Source organism: Streptomyces sp. NPDC025793, from assembly GCF_055558375.1.
The window spans coordinates 194091-210037 of the sequence record NZ_JBVHMR010000013.1; the positions used below are offsets into that span (position 1 = coordinate 194091).

A 15947-nucleotide genomic window follows, 5' to 3' on the forward strand; every position below is an offset into this window, starting at 1 on the left:
CGACGGTTCCGAGTCTGCGGCGGCGGGCGGCCCGGATCAGGAGGCCTGGGGCCCCTCCTGGGGTGGTGCAAACCCCCCTGTCCCGCCTCCCGTTTCGAGGAGGGTGACGAGCGCGCGGGCGGCGGGGCTGGTGGCGCGGTCCGGCGGCAGCAGGGCGACCGTCTCGTACGCCGCCTCGCCCGCGCCCTTCAGCGGGAGCGCGGTGAGCGCGGGCCGCTTGTGCCGGAAGTGCCGGGGCACGACCGCGATCCCCAGGTTCTCGTCCACCAGGTCCAGCAGGCTGTGCACGTCGTTGACCTCCAGCGCCACCGTGCGCCGTACGCCCGCGGCGGCGAACGCGGCGTCGGTCGTGCGGCGCGGGCCCCAGTCCGGATGGAAGTCGACGAAGACCTCCCCGGCCAGGTCCTCCGGGGTGAGCGCCGCGCCCGCCGACGCCAGCCGGTGGCCGGGATGGCACAGCACGGTCATCGGCTCGCTCGTCAGCGCCACCGAGCGCAGCTGATCGGAGTCCGCCCGGGTGCGGTAGGCGAAGGCCAGGTCCAGCCGCCCGGCCGCGACCTCCTCGGCCAGCGCGCCGGAGCCCGCCTGCCGCAGCCGGATCTCCACGTCCGGATGCCGCCCCCGGAAGCCCGCCAGCAGCCGTGCCACGTGCACCCCGGCGATGCACTGCTCGGTGCCGAGGGCCAGCGTGCCGCGCAGCACGCCCTGCACCGCCGCCACCGCCTCGTGCGCCGAGCGCACCTGCGACAGGATCCGCTCGGCCTCCGTCAGCAGCGCCCGCCCCGCCTCGGTGAGCGTCACCCGGCGTGTGGTCCGCACGAACAGCGGCGCCCGCAGCTCCCGCTCCAGCGTCCGGATCGAGGCCGACAGCCCCGACTGGGACACCATCAGACGCTCGGCGGCCCGGGTGAAGTGGCGGTCCTCGGCGACCGCGACGAAGTGCTGGAGATGGCGCAGTTCCATGATTGAGAAGCCTAGCCGCACAATTCCATCGGATTCTCCTGTTGGACCGCTGCGTGCGGTACGCGCAAGAGTGGTCCCGGCAGACCATGTGCCCATCCCTCTGGAGTCGCGTTGTACACCGCACACCCCGACCGCTACGACGGCATGCCCTACCGCCGCACCGGACGCAGCGGGCTCAAGCTTCCCGCGCTGTCCCTCGGCCTGTGGCACAACTTCGGCCCGGACCGGTCCGTCGAGACCCAGCGCGCCATCCTGCGCCGCGCCTTCGACCTGGGCGTCACCCACTTCGACCTCGCCAATAACTACGGCCCGCCGCCCGGCGCCGCCGAGTCCGCGCTCGGCGAGGCCCTGAAGGCCGACTTCGCGCCGTACCGCGACGAGCTGGTGATCTCGACCAAGGCCGGCTACCTCATGTGGCCCGGCCCGTACGGCGAATGGGGCTCGCGCAAGTACCTGCTCTCCTCGCTCGACCAGAGCCTCACGCGGATGGGCCTGGAGTACGTCGACGTCTTCTACTCGCACCGCCCCGACCCGGACACTCCGCTGGAGGAGACGATGGGCGCGCTGCACTCGGCGGTGCGGCAGGGCAAGGCGCTCTACGTCGGTGTCTCCAACTACTCCGCCGAGCAGACCCGGGAAGCCGTCCGCATCCTGGCCGACCTCGGCACCCCGCTCCTCATCCACCAGCCGCGCTACTCGATGCTGGACCGGCGCCCCGAGGACGAGGGCCTGCTCGACGCCCTGGACGAACTCCAGGTCGGCTCCATCGCCTACTCCCCGCTGGAGCAGGGCCTGCTCACCGGCCGCTACCTCGACGGCATCCCCGAGGACTCCCGCGCCGCCGGCGACAGCCCCTTCCTGAACTCCGACGCGGTCACCGAGGACCTCGTCGCGCGGCTGCGCGCCCTGGACGAGATCGCGAAGTCCCGCGGCCAGACCCTGGCCCAGCTCGCCCTGGCCTGGGTGCTGCGCGGCGGCCGGGTCACCTCCGCGCTGGTCGGCGCGAGCAGCGCGCAGCAGGTCGAGGACAGCGTCGGCGCGATCCGGAACCTGGACTTCGACACGGAGGAGCTGGCCCGGATCGACGCGATCGTCCGTCCGTAGCCCCGCCGCAGGGCAGTGGGACGCGGGCTCACGTCTGCGCCGGCTCGCCCGCGCTCCACACGATCGCCGGGGGCACCACCCGCCCGCACAGCGGACGGCCCTTGGCGTCGGTGAGGGCGAGCCGGCCCACCAGCGTGCCCCGCCGCCGAGCCTCGGCGAGCACCTCGGGCGGAACGTCCGCGAGCATCAGTTTGGCGCGCCTGAACATCCGGGACGCCTCCTCCTGCGGCTGCCTGCCGACCCAGGAGAGATAGACGAAGCGTCCGCCGAGCCGGTTCCGCACGTACGGGCCGCGCAGCTCGCCGTCGGCCGTGAACGTGCACGGGAGCGTCCATGTCGCCGTCGCGGCGTCGCCGGGCTGCGGATCGAGCAGCTCGGCCGGCCGGTCCTTGCGCTGGACCGCCACCTCGATCGCGCTGACCCCGTGAAAGTCCCGCCCGGGCCCGCAGTCGCGGCCGGGCAGGGAGTGGGCTTCGATGCGCAGGTGCATGCCACTCAGTGTGGGGGGAAGCCGGGCGGGAGGGCAGCCCCTCGCCCAGGCCGCCGGCCGGCCTAGGCCATCGGCCGGCCGGCGTCAGGCGCCCTCCGGCACCCGGTCCAGGAAGCCCAGCACCTGCCGGATGCGGCCCTCCTCGTCCAGGGTGACCACGTCGAACCCGGCGACCGGAGTCGAGCCGTCCTCGCTCACCAGCTCCCAGCCGAAGCGCGCCGTGTCGTGGTGGCCGTCCACCGTGCCGAGCGGGCGGAAGACGAACCCCGGGAACTGCTCGTGGGCGGCGGTGATCACGGCCGCGACGCCCTCGTGGCCGCGAACGTCGGCGAGGGGGTCGGTGTAACCGCCGTCCGCGGTCCACGCGGCGGCGACCGCCTTCTTCAGCGCCTCCGGCTCGGTGGCGTTCCAGGCCTCGAAGTAACGGGCGGCCGCGGTCTCGTAACGGTCGGTGTTCACGGACATGGTGAATCAGCCTCCATCGAGGTCGTCAGTGCTGGTCGGGCCCGGACCCGGTGCTTCGCCGATCCGGTGTGACCACCATGCCGGAGGCCGGCGGGGCGGGTCGATTACCTCTCCGGTAATGCCGCAGGCCCGCGCACACCTCGGTGCATTCCGGTCACAACGGGCGCCGAATATGCCAACAGGCTGGCCGGAAAGGCATGGTGACAGTGTTTCGGGAGAGGCGATACTCGAACGCCAGGGGCACTTCACCGCACAGGAGCCGCACGGGAAGGCGGGGCTTCGGCCGGCACACCAGCGAGGCGACGGGGGAGTGAGACGTGCACGACGAATTCCTGTGCCATGTCACGGCGTACGGCATGTGCGACGGCCGCCGCATCGGCGTACCGCTCGGCACCTATCGCGCGCCGACACTGGCGCTCGCCCTGTGGTGGTTACGGGACCGTGCGTCCTGGATCGCCGAGCGGCTCGACCCGAGCCCCGGGCATCCCTCCTTCCCCGTGGGCGCGCTGGTGCCCGTCGCCGAGACGGTCGCCGACGTGCCCACGCTGCTGCGCGCCTGGTGCGCCGACGACGTCGGGCAGGAGCGGGTGGCCGACGAACTGGCGGTCGGCCGGCTGGTGCGGATCGCCGCCAGCGACGACACCACCGAGTACGAGCTGCTCGCCGAGTCCGTCGACGCGCTCCGGATGCAGCGCACCCTGCCCGCCCTCGTCGTACCCGTCGCCTGACACGTGTCCATGCGCCGCGGGCGGGGCTGCGGGGAGACCCGAGCGGGGGGAGAGCGGAGGGAGCGGAGAGGCCTATAGCGGGGCTAATCGGTAGAATTCTGGCCATGGCGGAGCGGCCGGTCGCCCCGACGGCGCCCGAGCTCGTCCTGGAGACCGACACGGGTTCCACGGTGATGAGCCCGGGGCGTGACTACCACGTCGGACGCGACCCGTTGAGCGACATCGTCTTCGACGATGCCCGGGTCTCGTGGCACCACGCCGTGCTGCGCTGCGACCACGACCGCTGGACCCTGGCCGACCAGCACAGCACCAACGGCACCTACGCCGACGGCCGCAGGATCGAGCGCTGGGACGTCCGCCCCGGCAGCGAGATCCGCTTCGGCAGCCCCGCCGACGGCCCCCGCGTGATGCCCGCCGACGCCCCGGAACCGGCCCCCGACCGCCCCTCCGCCGTGTCACAGCCCCGGCTGACCGGCACCTTCCGCCGCCCCACCAGCGTCCGCCCGCTGCCCCCGCGCACCGTCCGCATCGGCCGGGCCCCCGACAACGACCTGGTGGTGGACGACCTGACCGTCTCCCGCCGGCACGCCGAACTGCGCGCCCACCCGGACGGCACGTACGAGATCGCGGACCTGGACAGCCACAACGGCACCTACCTCAACGGCCGACCGGTCACCGGCGGCGCCCGTGTCGGCCCCGGCGACATCATCGGCATCGGACACTCCGCGTTCTGCCTCGTCGGCACGGAACTCCAGGAGTACGTCGACACCGGCGAGGTCTCCCTCGACGTGCAGGAGCTCACCGTCGCCGTCGACGGCGGGCGCACGGTGCTCCTCGACCACGTGTCCTTCCCGGTGGGCGAGAAGTGCCTGCTCGCCGTGGTCGGGCCGAGCGGCGCCGGCAAGTCCACGCTGCTGAACGCCCTGACCGGACAGCGGCCCGCCGACCGCGGCACCGTCCTCTACGACGGCCGCGACCTCTACCGCGACTACGCCGAACTGCGCGGGCGCATCGGCCTGGTCCCGCAGGACGACATCCTGCACCCCCAGCTCACCGTGCGCGCCGCCCTCACCTACGCCGCCGAACTGCGCTTCCCCGAGGACACCGCCCCCGCCGAGCGGCAGGCCCGGGTGACCGAGGTCATCCGGGAACTCGGTCTCGAACACCGCGCCGACCAGCCCGTGCACCGCCTGTCCGGCGGACAGCGCAAGAGGGTCAGCGTCGCCCTGGAACTGCTCACCAAACCCTCGCTGCTCTTCCTCGACGAGCCGACCTCCGGGCTCGACCCCGGCATGGACCGCTCGGTGATGACCATGCTGCGCGGCCTCGCCGACGACGGCCGCACGGTCGTCGTGGTCACCCACAGCGTGCTCAGCCTCGGCGGCTGCGACCGCCTGCTGGTCCTCGCCCCCGGCGGCAGAGTGGCGTACTACGGTCTGCCCGACGACGCCCTCGCCTTCCTCGGCCACGAGCAGTGGCCGGAGGCCTTCGAGGCCTTCGACCGCGAGCCGGACCGTGACTGGGCCGGGGAGTACCGCGCGTCGCCGTTCCACCGGCACTACGTCACCGAGGCCACGACCCAGCCCCACCACCCCGGACCGGCCCCCGTCACCCCGGCACCGCCGCCCCGCCCACGCGGCTGGGGCGCCCAGCTCGGCACCCTGGTCCGCCGCTACACGGCCGTCCTGAGCGCCGACCGCACCTTCCTGGTCGTCATGACCGCCCTGCCGTTCGTCATGGGCGCCATGGCCCGTGCCCTGGCGGGCGGGCGCCTCACCCCGGACACGGCGATGAACGCACTGCTCATCCTGTGTGTCGGCGCCGTGCTGACCGGCGCCGCGAACGCGGTGCGCGAACTCGTCAAGGAACGCCCCGTCTACCGGCGGGAACGCGCCGTCGGCCTGCCCAGATCGGCGTACCTGATGTCCAAGATCGTGGTACTCGGCACGGTCACCGTCGCCCAGGCCGTCGTCCTCACCCTGGTCGCCCTGCTCGGCGTCGACCTCGACGCCCCCGGCGGCAAGGGCGTCCTGCTGCCGCCGCTCGCCGAGATCGCCCTGGCCGTCGCCCTGCTGGCGTTCACCGCCATGATGTTCGGCCTACTCGTCTCCGCGCTGGTGCGCAAGGAGGAGGTGACGATGCCGCTGCTGGTGCTCCTCGCCATCGTGCAGGTCGTCTTCTGCGGGGCCCTGCTCACACTCCACGGTGTGCCCGGTCTGGAGCAGCTGTCCTGGCTCGTGCCCTCGCGCTGGGCGCTCGGCGCCATGGCCGGCACGGTCGGGCTGTCGCGGCTCGTGCCCGGCAAGCCGGCCGCCGACCCGCTCTTCCGGCACGCGCCGGGCGTCTGGCTGCTCGACCTGGCCATGCTGCTGGTGCTGTCCGCCCTGTGCGGCCTCGCCGTCGCCCGGCTGCTGCGCCGGCAGGAGCCCGCCCTCATGCGGAAGTAGCCGGAGGCAGAGCACGACGACCCGCACCCGCAGGCATCACGAGCCCCACGCGGAAGGAGGCGCCCGATGAGCAGAGCGCCCGGTCCCGGATTCCGGCCCACGCACGTCGTCCCGCCGCGCGGCATGCCCGCCTGGGAGGCCCCCGACCCGGCCCGGCCCACCGTGCCCCTCGACCCCCTGCTGCCCGTCCAGCTCCTGGAACGGCGCGGCGACTGGGCGCACATCGGCTGCGCCAACGGCTGGGCCGCCTGGGTCGACGGGCGCGGGCTCGTCGCCGTACCCGAGGACCCGCCCGTCGCCGGCGGACCGGCCGGCGCCGCCGACCCCCGGCCCCTGCTGGCCCGCGCCGCCGAGGCCCTCGCCGCCTACCGCTCCGCCGTGGACGAGCTGGCGGCCGGCTCCCTCGCCGGCGAGGACTTCGCGGACCGCACCCACGGCCTGCGGATCGGGATCGTCGTCGACGGCGAGGCCGTCTGGCTCTACGACCCCGAGGAGAGCCGCTGGATGTACGGCGACGGACGCCGGCTGACCACCTACGCCACCGACCACGCGGTCACCGGCGACACCGGGCCCGGGCACGCCCCGACCCGGCTGGTGACGCCCGACGGTGAGCGCTGATGGCCCGCGAGACCAGCCTGTTCTCCGGTCGGCCCGCGGAACTGATCGGCCGGACGGTGGCGAACTACCGGGTCGAGAGCGAGGTCGGGCGCGGCGGCATGGCCGTCGTCTTCCGCGCCCACGACCTGCGCCTGGACCGCACCGTCGCCCTGAAACTGCTCGCGCCCGAACTCGCCCGCAACGACACCTTCCGCAAGCGGTTCACCCACGAGTCCCAGGTGGCCGCCGCGATCGACCACCCGCACATCGTGCCCGTCTACGACGCCGGCGAGACGGACGGCGTGCTCTACATCGCCATGCGGTACGTCTCCGGCAGCGACCTGCGCCATCGGCTGGACGTCCACGGAGCGCTGGCCGTGCCGGACGCCGTCCGCATCGCCGGACAGGTGGCCTCCGCCCTCGACGCCGCCCACGAACACGGTCTGGTCCACCGGGACGTCAAACCCGGCAACATCCTGATCGCCGAGGGCACCGACCGCGACCACCCCGAGCACGTGTACCTCACCGACTTCGGGCTCACCAAGAAGTCGCTGTCCCTGACCGGCTTCACCAGCGTCGGCCAGTTCGTCGGCACCCTCGACTACGTCGCGCCCGAGCAGATCTCCGGCCGCCCCGTCGACGGCCGCTGCGACGTCTACGGGCTGGCCTGCGTCGTCTACGAGACCCTCACCGGCCGCCCGCCCTTCCGGCGCGAGGACGACATGGCGCTGCTGTGGGCCCACCAGTACGACGAGCCACCCCCGCCGAGCGCGGCCCGCCCCGGACTCGCCCCGGCCGTCGACGCCGTCTTCGCCCGGGCCCTCGCCAAGAGCCCGGACGAGCGGTACGTCACCTGCCTCGACTTCGTCGCCGCGCTGCGGGCCACCACCGCCACCCCCGTGCACCCGCCGGCCGACGGCCCCCGGGCGACCGAGACGGAAACGGAGACGGAAAGGGAGACGGACGCGGGCTCGGGCTCGGGCCGCACGATGACCGACACCCGGCGGCCCCCGCACTGGGCCGACCCGATGTTCCACACGTGAGCGAAGAGCGCTCAGGGCCGAGGCTGTTCACCGACATCGCCCCGCCGCCGCACCGGCAGCGCGAGCAGCCCGCCCAGCAGCCCGGCGACCAGTCCCCACAGGGCGCCCAGGCCCACCGCCTGCCAGAGCCGCGGCTCCAGGAACAACTCGCCGGACAGTCCGCCGCCGAGGTTGCCGATGCCGAGCAGGGACAGGCCGTAGTGCGCCGAGACACGGCCCGTCAGGCAGATCATCAGCACGGTCAGCGCCAGCGCGACGGCCAGGTGCAGGGCGTGCTGCCACAGCCGGATCCGGGCCGGTGAGCGCGCCGCCATCCGGAACGCGACAGCCAGCAGCAGGACCGCGTCCACGACCGCCAGCCACCACCAGCGGCCGTCGTGGGCGGTGAGCGTGCGCAGATTCAGCTCCGATGCGCCCGGGGTGCGCAGCAGCTCGTCCAGGACATGGGGCACCGGCAGCCCGAACGGCCCGTCCACCCGGCCGTTCCAGGTGGCACCCAGACCGACGGTGAGGGCCAGCCAGGCCAGGTTGGGCAGGCCGAGCAGGATCAGCGCCAGGGTCGCGGCGACGTGCCCGCGGGTGGCCGCGGTGATCAGCGCGATGACGAGGCCGACGACGACGTAGCCGAGGAGCAGCACGACCACCGCGTGCGCCGCCGGGCGCACCGACTCCTGGAAGCGCAGCAGCCGCCCCGGCAGCGGAGCTCCCCGCGCGACCAGCACCGCCAGCAGCAGCACCCCGGCCAGCCACAGCAGCCCGAACAGCACGGTCAGCGGCACGTCCGCGGTGAACCCGACCTTCGGCGCGGCGTTGAACAGCCCGGCCAGATCGCTGAGGGTGCCGCTGCCCACGTCGACGGCGAAGGTCTGCCGGGCACCGAGGGCCAGCCCGATCAGCGCCAGCAGCCACAGCACCGCGAGCCGCGCCGCCCACCCGGCCAGTTCCGTGGCCGAGGCCACCGCCCGGTGCCGCAGCGGACGCAGAAAACCCGTCCCGATCGCGAGGGCGCCGACGAGTGTCACCGACAGCGGGATCACGGTCAGACCGGCGTGGCTCTCCGCCAGCACCCCCGCGTTGCCCGACAGTGCGACGGTGCCGCCGACGGCCGTCACCAGCGTCGCGACCACCACCCTCGGGAACGCGCCGTCCGGCAGATCCGCCGCGCCGGCCGCCCACAGCCCGAGTGCCGCCACGAGTGCCATGACGGCCAGTCCGGTCAGCACCGCGCCGAGGGCCTGCGCCCAGCCGTGGCGGGCGGCGGGCCGCGCGGGGGCGGTCGGAGGGCTCACACCGTTCACGCTAAGCAGCGGCCGTGCGTCTCGCCCGTCGGCTTGCGACCGCCGCGACTCTGCGACACACAATGGGCTCAATGTGCAGCCGAACGAACTAAAGGCACCGAACGGTACTGCGACGGGAAGAGGTGCTCGTGAGCGTCGAACCTCCGTCCTCCGGCCGCCCCTCCGGCCCGCCCCCCGGCCCGCTGTCGGGTTCCTCCCAGCCGCCCTCCGGCCCGCCCGGGGGACCCTCGGGCGGCGCCGGCGGGCCCAAGGAGCCGCACGGGCCGTGGTGGAGGTCCGTACCGGGCATCGCCGCCCTCAGCGCCGTCGTGGTCGCCGCCGTGGTGCTCGCCGTCGTCTTCACCCGTTCGGGTGGCGGCTCGTCCGCCAAGGGCGGCGAGGTCTTCCTCCAGCCGGCCGCCAGCGCCGGCCAGGACCCCTTCACGGCATCGACGGCCAAGCGGAGTTCCGTCCCGCCCCCCGCCTCCGCCTCCGCCGCGCCCTCCGCGCCGACGGGCACGGTGCAGGGCGTGCAGGGCGGGGCGCCCGGCCTGTACGGCGGCACGCAGAACGTGGCCGCCTGCGACGTCGGGCAGCAGATCAAGGCCCTCCAGGCGGACTCGGCCAAGACCCGGGCGTTCGCCTCCGTGGCCGGCGTCCAGCCGTCCGGCGTACCCGCCTATCTGCGCTCGCTCACCCCGGTCCAGCTGCGTGTCGACACGCGCGTCACCAACCACGGCTACCGCGACGGCGCCGCCACCAGCTACCAGTCCGTGCTCCAGGCGGGCACCGCCGTCCTGGTGGACAGCCACGGCGTCCCCCGGGTGCGCTGCGCCTGCGGCAATCCGCTGACCTCGCCCGTCGCCGAGAAGAACACGCCTCGGCTGGTGGGCCCGCGCTGGCCGGCGTACCGGCCCTCGAACGTGGTCGTCGTGACGCCCGCGCCGACGGTCGTCGACGTCTTCGTGCTCTACGACCCCCACCACGACGACTGGATCCACCGCCCGCACGGCGACCAGGGCTGGCAGCACGACCAACACGCCAGGCCGCCGAAGGACCCGCACCCCTGGAACCCGCCGCCCTCGCCCTCGCCGTCGGCGTCGCCGTCGTGCCCGCCCGGCGCGCGCCACTGCCCGTCCCCGTCGGGCAAGCCGAGCCCCTCGACGGCGACCTCGTCCCCGACCTCGCCGAGCGCGTCCCCGACGTCCCCGTCGCCCCCCTCGTCCTCGCCGTCCGCCTCCCCCTCGTCGACTCCTGCGTCGCCGAGTACCTCCCCGCCGATCTCCCCGTCGTCCTCCCCGTCGTCCTCCCCGTCGTCGTCTCCGCCCTCCTCCGGCGCGTCGCCGGAGTCGGCGTCGGCCGGGTCGCCCCCAGCGGCGTCCTCCTCGCCCCCCTCGACCTCCACGCCCTCCTCCGCCGGGCCGGTATCACCGTCCCCGAGCCCGTCCGGAGGGTGACCATCGCCACTGTGCGCGCTCGGCGAACGCTTCGGGGGACTGCCGAGCCCGGCTCGGGGTACGAGATCTGGTGCAACGGACGAAAGGCCGGATCCGGCATTCGAGAGAGACAGCATGACCGAGTACGTGGGCGGGGACGTGATACCGACTGGTTTCGATGTACCCGTGGAACCGCTGCGGCGCGCCGAGCACTACACCGGCGAACCCGGCTCCATAGCGGAGGCGCGGGCCTTCGCGGCGCGGTTCCTGGAGCAGCTGAAGACCGAGTGGTGCGCCGTGCCCGACCGCGGCGCCGACGGCGAACTGCTCCTGCTCGTGAGCGAGCTGGTCACCAACGCCGAGCGGCACAGCAACGGCCCCTACATCCTGGAGCTGGAGGGCACGGACAACGCGGTCACGGTGTGTGTCTACGACAGCAGCTCCGCGCTGCCCCTGCGCTACCCCAGGGACCCGGCACGCGTCGGACGGCACGGCCTGGAGATCGTCGACGCCCTGGCCGTGGAAGTGACCGCCGAGCGCGTCCCCGTCGGCAAGCGGGTGCGGGCCCGCTTCGTGCTCAGGCGCTGAGCCGGTTTCCCTCAGGGCGCAACGCCGGGCCCTTGCCCCGTGGCCTGCGGCTCCTAGGCTGACGTGGGTGACCAACCAGGTGAGCAACGAAGCCCGAGTGATCCCGCTGCGGCCCGCGCCCGTCCGTCCGCAGGCGCCCGAGACGCGACCGGCGGAGGGGGCCGGCAGAGAGCCCCTCTGGCGTGATCTGGTCGGAGAGGTGCTGCGGCGCGAGCGGCGGGCGCAGGACCGCACGCTGAAGGACGTGGCCGACACGGCCCGGATCTCGCTGCCCTACCTCTCCGAGATCGAGCGCGGTCGCAAAGAGGCCTCCTCGGAGGTCCTCGCGGCCGCCGCACACGCCCTCGGACTGGGTCTCGGCGACCTGCTGTCGCTGGTACACGGCGAGTTCACGCGGCGCACCGGCGTGCACCGACGCCCGGCCGTCGCACCGTACCGGCCGTCCAACGCGCTCTGCCTGGCGGCCTGACCGGCTCCGCCCTGGCCGATGAGTTTCGCCGCGCGGTCCGGTCGGTACTGATGACCGCGTTCCCCGCCCAGGAGGTACTCATGACCACCGACGGTTTCACCACCTGTCTCTGGTTCGACGGCAAGGCCGAGGAGGCCGCCGAGTTCTACGTGTCGGTCTTCAAGAACTCGTCCATCGGCCACGTCACCCGCTACACCGAAGCCGGGCCCGGTCCGGCCGGATCGGTGCTGGTGGTCGAGTTCACGGCCAACGGCCAGAAGTTCATCGCCCTCAACGGCGGCCCCCAGTTCACGTTCAACGAGTCGATCTCCTTCCAGATCTCCTGTGCCGACCAGCACGAGATCGACTCCTACTGGACCAGGCTCACCGAGGGCGGCGGCGAGCCCGGCCCCTGCGGCTGGCTCAAGGACCGGTACGGCGTCTCCTGGCAGGTCGTCTACGACCGGATGACCGACCTCCTGAACGACCCGGACCCGCAGAAGGCGGCCCGCGTCACCAACGCCATGCTGAGCATGGGCAAGCTGGACGTCGCCGCCCTGGAGAAGGCGTACGCGGGGGAGTAGGGCAACAGCCTTACGACCGGTCGGCGGGGCGTCGGGGCACACCTCCGCGTGCCTCGACGCCCCGCGCTGCCGACCTCGGGATCAGACCCGGTCGGCCACGATCAGCAGGTACTGGAAGCTGCCGTTGCGGTAGGCGTCCAGGAACGCGTCCTCGATGCCCGTCACCAGGTGGTCGGCCTGCTTGCGCAGTTCCCAGTACGGGATCGTCGCCGCGGTCAGGTCCTCCACATGGACCGGCACCAGCCGGTTCTTCGCCATCGACCGGAAGTACTCCGACCTCGGGTGGATGTCGCAGATGTAGTGCGCGTTGATCAGCGACACCTCGCGCGATGCCCGGCCGTAGGTGTCGTTGTAGCAGCCGGTGACCGTCACATAGCGTCCGCCGCGGCGCAGCAGCCGGGCGTGCTCGGCGAACAGCAGCTCCAGCTCGACGTACATCGTGGACTCGTTGTTCCACGAGGCCGCGTACGCACCCGTCTCGAAGCCGGTGTCCAGCATGTTGCGGTGGTGGTAGCGCACCTTGTCGTCGACGCCCCGCTTGCGGGCCATCTCGTTGGCGAAGTCGCACTGCTTGGCCGAGATGGTGACTCCGTCGGCGTGGCAGCCGTGGCGCAGGTTCGCCACGATGCTGCCGCCGCCCCGGCCGCAGCCGGCGTCGAAGACCCGGTCGGCGGGCGTGAGCGGGCCGAGGTGGGAGGCGAGCAGCTCCGCCTGGGCGTGCTCCAGCCGGTGCAGCTCGCTGGTGATGCGCTCCTTGCGCAGCTCGGGGTCGGGCTCCTCCAGCACCGACCGGTCGGCCTCACCGATGCCGTAGTGATGGTGGTACAGGTCGTCGATCCTGCCGAGTTCGAGGTTGACCGGATTCTCCTCGGCGTTCCAGTAGTCCGCGACCCGGGTCTGGTAGATGGACTGGGTCGGGACCGGAACGGTGGTGGTGCGGGCGGGGGCGGTGGTCAACGAAGACTCCTCTGGATAATGTGACGGCGTTGCGGTGCGGCCGGACTGCCGGTGATCGGGTGATTCACCAGTAGTCGGGCAGGTGGTAGCGGTTGGTGTTGGTGGCGTGCCACTCGTGGTTGCCGGAGACCCAGGCGGCCAGGCCCTCGGCGTAGCGTGCGATCACGGGTGAGGTGGCGGACAGGGCGGCCGACTCCTCCTCGAAGGCCTCCATGACCTGGTTGTGGATCTCGACGGACTTCAGGTAGGCCGCCTTCAGCCCGCGTCGGTCGTTGGCGGCGACCACCTGGGGCAGGTTGAGGTGGTCCGGATCGCTCGCCAGCTCCTTGGTGAAGGAGTACAGGTCGTTCACGATCGTCGTGGCGTTGCACGCGAGGGCCGTGATCCGCTGGATCTCCGGGCGGGCGTAGACCTGCTCGGGCAGCTCGTAGCCGTCCACCGCGTCCACCAGCGACAGACAGGGGCGGAAGTTGTTGAACTGCCGCATCACCAGGTACTCCCAGATCCGCGGCATGTACCGGGACTCCATCCAGGCGGCCTCGCCGAGATAGCCGAGGTGCAGCCGGGCGATGTCGTGGACGAACCGGTCGGTCTGGCTGGGGGTGGCGAAGGTGGCGTAGTCCGCGAGGGCGTGGTGGTACGAGCGCAGCGGGCCGTCGGCCTGGATGCCCTCGCGCCACTCGGCCTCCAGCTCCGGGATGCCGTGGTAGGGGTCGAGGGCCGACTGGGCGATGATCAGCGGGCCGCCGAGGCCGCTGCGCGATCCGCCCCGCCCCTCGTCCTCCTCGCAGTAGCAGGAGTCCACGATGTTCTCGGCGAGCAGCAGCTTGCCGGCCGCGGTGAGCCGGTCCAGATCGAGGCCGCCCGGGTGCTGCAGGACGACGGCCCGGCCGAACTGGAAGCCGGAGAAGTCCCCCGTCCAGGACTCGGGGAACAGGTCCAGCTCCCGGGCCCATTCCTCCAGTCGGCGGTCGATCTCGGCGGCCTTCTCCGGGTCGGCGGGCACGGCCGGTCGGCAGCGCAGGCCGGGGATCACGCCGGTGCGCCGCACCGGGCGCAGGGCCTGGGCGAGGTTCGGCGGTCCGGGCAGCGTGTAGGCGGTGGTGGGTGTGCTCATGGCGCGCTCCAGGCCGTCAGTCGGCGGTCCGGCCGAGCTGGACGTTCTCCAGGATCCCTGCCGCGTCCGGGACGAGGATGGCCATCGAGTAGTAGGCCGTGACCAGGTAGTTGATGACGGCCTGTTCGTTGATGCCCATGAAGCGGACGTTCAGGCCGGGCTGGAACTCGTCCGGGATACCGGTCTGGTAGAGGCCGATGACGCCCTGGTCGGCCTCGCCGGTGCGCAGCGCGAGGATGCTGGTCGTGTGGTCGTCGCGGATCGGGATCTTGCTGCACGGGTAGATCGGCACCCCGCGCCAGGCCGGCACCTCGTGCCCGTCGACGCTCGCGGTGCCGGGCACCAGACCGCGCCGGTTGCACTGCCGGAAGAACGCCGCGATCGCCCTCGGGTGGGCGAGGAACACCTTGGTCTTGCGCCGCATGGACAGCAGCTCGTCCATGTCGTCCGGGGTCGGCGGGCCGGTGAAGGTGCTGATCCGCTGGCCGTAGTCGACGTTGTGCAGGAGCCCGAACTCCCGGTTGTTGACCAGCTCCCATTCCTGGCGCTCGCGGATCTCCTCGACCGTCAGGCGCAGCTGCTGCTGTGTCTGGTCCATCGGGTCGTTGTAGAGATCGGCGATCCGGGTGTGCACCCGCAGCACGGTCTGGGTGAGCGACAACTCGTATTCGCGCGGGGCGAGTTCGTAGTCCACGAAGCCGCCGCGCAGGGTCGGCTCGCCGACATGGCCGGCCTGCACCGGCACCTCGGCCTCGCCCTTGCGGTTCATGGGCATGCGCTGCTGCTCGACGTACGCCTGCAGATGCGCGGCGAGGGCCGGCACTCGCCGGGTGACCTCCTGGATGGCGGTCCAGGGCAGTGAGAGCACCACGCCCGCGGTGTCGGCGCGCACCGAGGACAGCCACAGCGGGTCGGACTGGCCGACCGCCTCGTCGCCCATCTGGTCGCCGGCGGAGACGATCCCGGTGATCTCCTCGGCGCCGTACTTGCCGTTGGTGTAGCGGGTGAACCGGCCGTGCACGACCAGGTACGCCTCGGTCACCGGCTGGCCGGCCTCGAACAGCACCTGCCCGGCGCGCACCTCGCGCGGCTGGAAGCGGCCCGCGAGCTCCCGCAGCACCTCGCCGTCGGGATAGCCGCGCAGGACCGGCAGTTCGGTCAGGGTCTCCGGAACCACCCGGATGTCGTCGGCGCCGTTGTGCTCGAAGTGCACCCGGCCGCGCCCGGTGCGCAGCTGGAGACGGCGGTTCACCCGGTAGGTGCCGCCCTTCACGTCCACCCACGGCAGCGTCTTCAGCAGCCATCGGGAGGTGATGGCCTGCATCTGCGGTTCGGACTTGGTGGTCGTGGTGAGCTGGCGTGCCGCCCGGGTGCTCAGACTGCTGAGCTGCCCGTCCGGGTCGGGGGCGGGTTCTTCGACGACGGAACCGGTGGCGCTGTCCGGTGTGGACACTTTCCCTCCAGGCAGGGCGGAACGGGGGTGACGGGATGGGGCAGTGGTGTGCCAGTGGCGTTGCGCACGCCCAGCCAAACAGGCCGGATGATCACCGGGTAAGGCGTGAAAGGGGGCGGGTGTGCGCGCGGGTTGTGCAAACCCGCCGTTTGTGTCAAACATGCGGCGCGCTGCTGAATGCACGCTTCCGCTCGCCGCCGCAGCTGGGTTTCTTCTGCGTCGTTCACTCTCAAGGGCGACCTGAAGTGTC

General features: G+C 72.6%; 16 protein-coding genes. 9 read left to right on the top strand and 7 right to left on the bottom strand.

Going from position 1 to position 15947, the window contains the following annotated elements:
• Positions 1-36: 36 nt before the first annotated feature.
• Positions 37-963: a LysR family transcriptional regulator gene (locus ACZ4MF_RS24930; protein WP_467494133.1), complete on the bottom strand. Its 927-nt coding sequence runs from the start codon at positions 961-963 to the stop codon at positions 37-39.
• Between the two features lie 111 nt (positions 964-1074).
• Here ACZ4MF_RS24930 and mgrA point away from each other — a divergent pair, with 111 nt between their 5' ends.
• Entirely contained in the window at positions 1075-2067 is a 993-nt protein-coding gene (mgrA, locus tag ACZ4MF_RS24935) for an L-glyceraldehyde 3-phosphate reductase (RefSeq protein WP_467494134.1), read from the top strand.
• A gap of 28 nt (positions 2068-2095) precedes the next feature.
• Here mgrA and ACZ4MF_RS24940 read toward each other — a convergent pair whose 3' ends face one another.
• Both ACZ4MF_RS24940 and ACZ4MF_RS24945 read right to left on the bottom strand, forming a co-directional pair.
• The gene (locus ACZ4MF_RS24940) at positions 2096-2557 is read right to left on the bottom strand and encodes a DUF5990 family protein (protein ID WP_467494135.1); all 462 of its coding nucleotides are present in this window, start codon (positions 2555-2557) and stop codon (positions 2096-2098) included.
• Between the two features lie 84 nt (positions 2558-2641).
• Positions 2642-3022: a nuclear transport factor 2 family protein gene (locus ACZ4MF_RS24945; protein ID WP_402067490.1), complete on the bottom strand. Its 381-nt coding sequence runs from the start codon at positions 3020-3022 to the stop codon at positions 2642-2644.
• A gap of 317 nt (positions 3023-3339) precedes the next feature.
• Here ACZ4MF_RS24945 and ACZ4MF_RS24950 point away from each other — a divergent pair, with 317 nt between their 5' ends.
• The 4 genes from ACZ4MF_RS24950 (at position 3340) to ACZ4MF_RS24965 (ending at position 7837) form a co-directional block, all read left to right on the top strand.
• Positions 3340-3750, top strand: coding sequence for a hypothetical protein (locus ACZ4MF_RS24950; RefSeq protein WP_467494136.1), 411 nt, complete (start codon positions 3340-3342; stop codon positions 3748-3750).
• Positions 3751-3854: 104 nt separating this feature from the next.
• Positions 3855-6197 (top strand): ABC transporter ATP-binding protein/permease, encoded by a 2343-nt coding sequence (locus ACZ4MF_RS24955; protein WP_467494137.1) that lies wholly within the window; start codon positions 3855-3857, stop codon positions 6195-6197.
• A 66-nt stretch (positions 6198-6263) separates the two neighbouring features.
• The gene (locus ACZ4MF_RS24960) at positions 6264-6815 is read left to right on the top strand and encodes a hypothetical protein (RefSeq protein ID WP_467494138.1); all 552 of its coding nucleotides are present in this window, start codon (positions 6264-6266) and stop codon (positions 6813-6815) included.
• A complete protein-coding gene (locus tag ACZ4MF_RS24965; protein WP_467494139.1) occupies positions 6815-7837 on the top strand; it encodes a serine/threonine-protein kinase in 1023 nt (340 codons plus the stop codon). The genes ACZ4MF_RS24960 and ACZ4MF_RS24965 overlap by 1 nt, the downstream gene beginning before the upstream one ends.
• A gap of 11 nt (positions 7838-7848) precedes the next feature.
• Here the strand turns inward: ACZ4MF_RS24965 and ACZ4MF_RS24970 are convergent, their stop codons facing one another.
• The gene (locus ACZ4MF_RS24970) at positions 7849-9126 is read right to left on the bottom strand and encodes a streptophobe family protein (RefSeq protein WP_467494140.1); all 1278 of its coding nucleotides are present in this window, start codon (positions 9124-9126) and stop codon (positions 7849-7851) included.
• A gap of 137 nt (positions 9127-9263) precedes the next feature.
• Here ACZ4MF_RS24970 and ACZ4MF_RS24975 point away from each other — a divergent pair, with 137 nt between their 5' ends.
• From ACZ4MF_RS24975 to ACZ4MF_RS24990, 4 genes are all read left to right on the top strand, one after another.
• Positions 9264-10571 (top strand): DUF6777 domain-containing protein, encoded by a 1308-nt coding sequence (locus ACZ4MF_RS24975; protein ID WP_467494141.1) that lies wholly within the window; start codon positions 9264-9266, stop codon positions 10569-10571.
• A 114-nt stretch (positions 10572-10685) separates the two neighbouring features.
• Entirely contained in the window at positions 10686-11138 is a 453-nt protein-coding gene (locus ACZ4MF_RS24980; RefSeq protein ID WP_467494142.1) for an ATP-binding protein, read from the top strand.
• A 67-nt stretch (positions 11139-11205) separates the two neighbouring features.
• Positions 11206-11607 (top strand): helix-turn-helix domain-containing protein, encoded by a 402-nt coding sequence (locus ACZ4MF_RS24985; RefSeq protein ID WP_467494143.1) that lies wholly within the window; start codon positions 11206-11208, stop codon positions 11605-11607.
• A gap of 80 nt (positions 11608-11687) precedes the next feature.
• The gene (locus tag ACZ4MF_RS24990; RefSeq protein ID WP_467494145.1) at positions 11688-12170 is read left to right on the top strand and encodes a VOC family protein; all 483 of its coding nucleotides are present in this window, start codon (positions 11688-11690) and stop codon (positions 12168-12170) included.
• Positions 12171-12251: 81 nt separating this feature from the next.
• On the opposite strand, the gene ACZ4MF_RS24995 is transcribed toward ACZ4MF_RS24990, so the two are convergent.
• The 3 genes from ACZ4MF_RS24995 to ACZ4MF_RS25005 all read right to left on the bottom strand — a co-directional run bounded on the left by ACZ4MF_RS24995 (position 12252) and on the right by ACZ4MF_RS25005 (position 15697).
• Complete coding sequence (locus ACZ4MF_RS24995; RefSeq protein WP_071385249.1) at positions 12252-13127, bottom strand: geranyl diphosphate 2-C-methyltransferase; 876 nt, start codon at positions 13125-13127, stop codon at positions 12252-12254.
• A 64-nt stretch (positions 13128-13191) separates the two neighbouring features.
• A complete protein-coding gene (locus tag ACZ4MF_RS25000) occupies positions 13192-14244 on the bottom strand; it encodes a family 2 encapsulin nanocompartment cargo protein terpene cyclase (protein WP_376293174.1) in 1053 nt (350 codons plus the stop codon).
• Positions 14245-14260: 16 nt separating this feature from the next.
• The gene (locus tag ACZ4MF_RS25005; RefSeq protein ID WP_467494146.1) at positions 14261-15697 is read right to left on the bottom strand and encodes a family 2B encapsulin nanocompartment shell protein; all 1437 of its coding nucleotides are present in this window, start codon (positions 15695-15697) and stop codon (positions 14261-14263) included.
• Between the last annotated feature and the right edge of the window lie 250 nt (positions 15698-15947).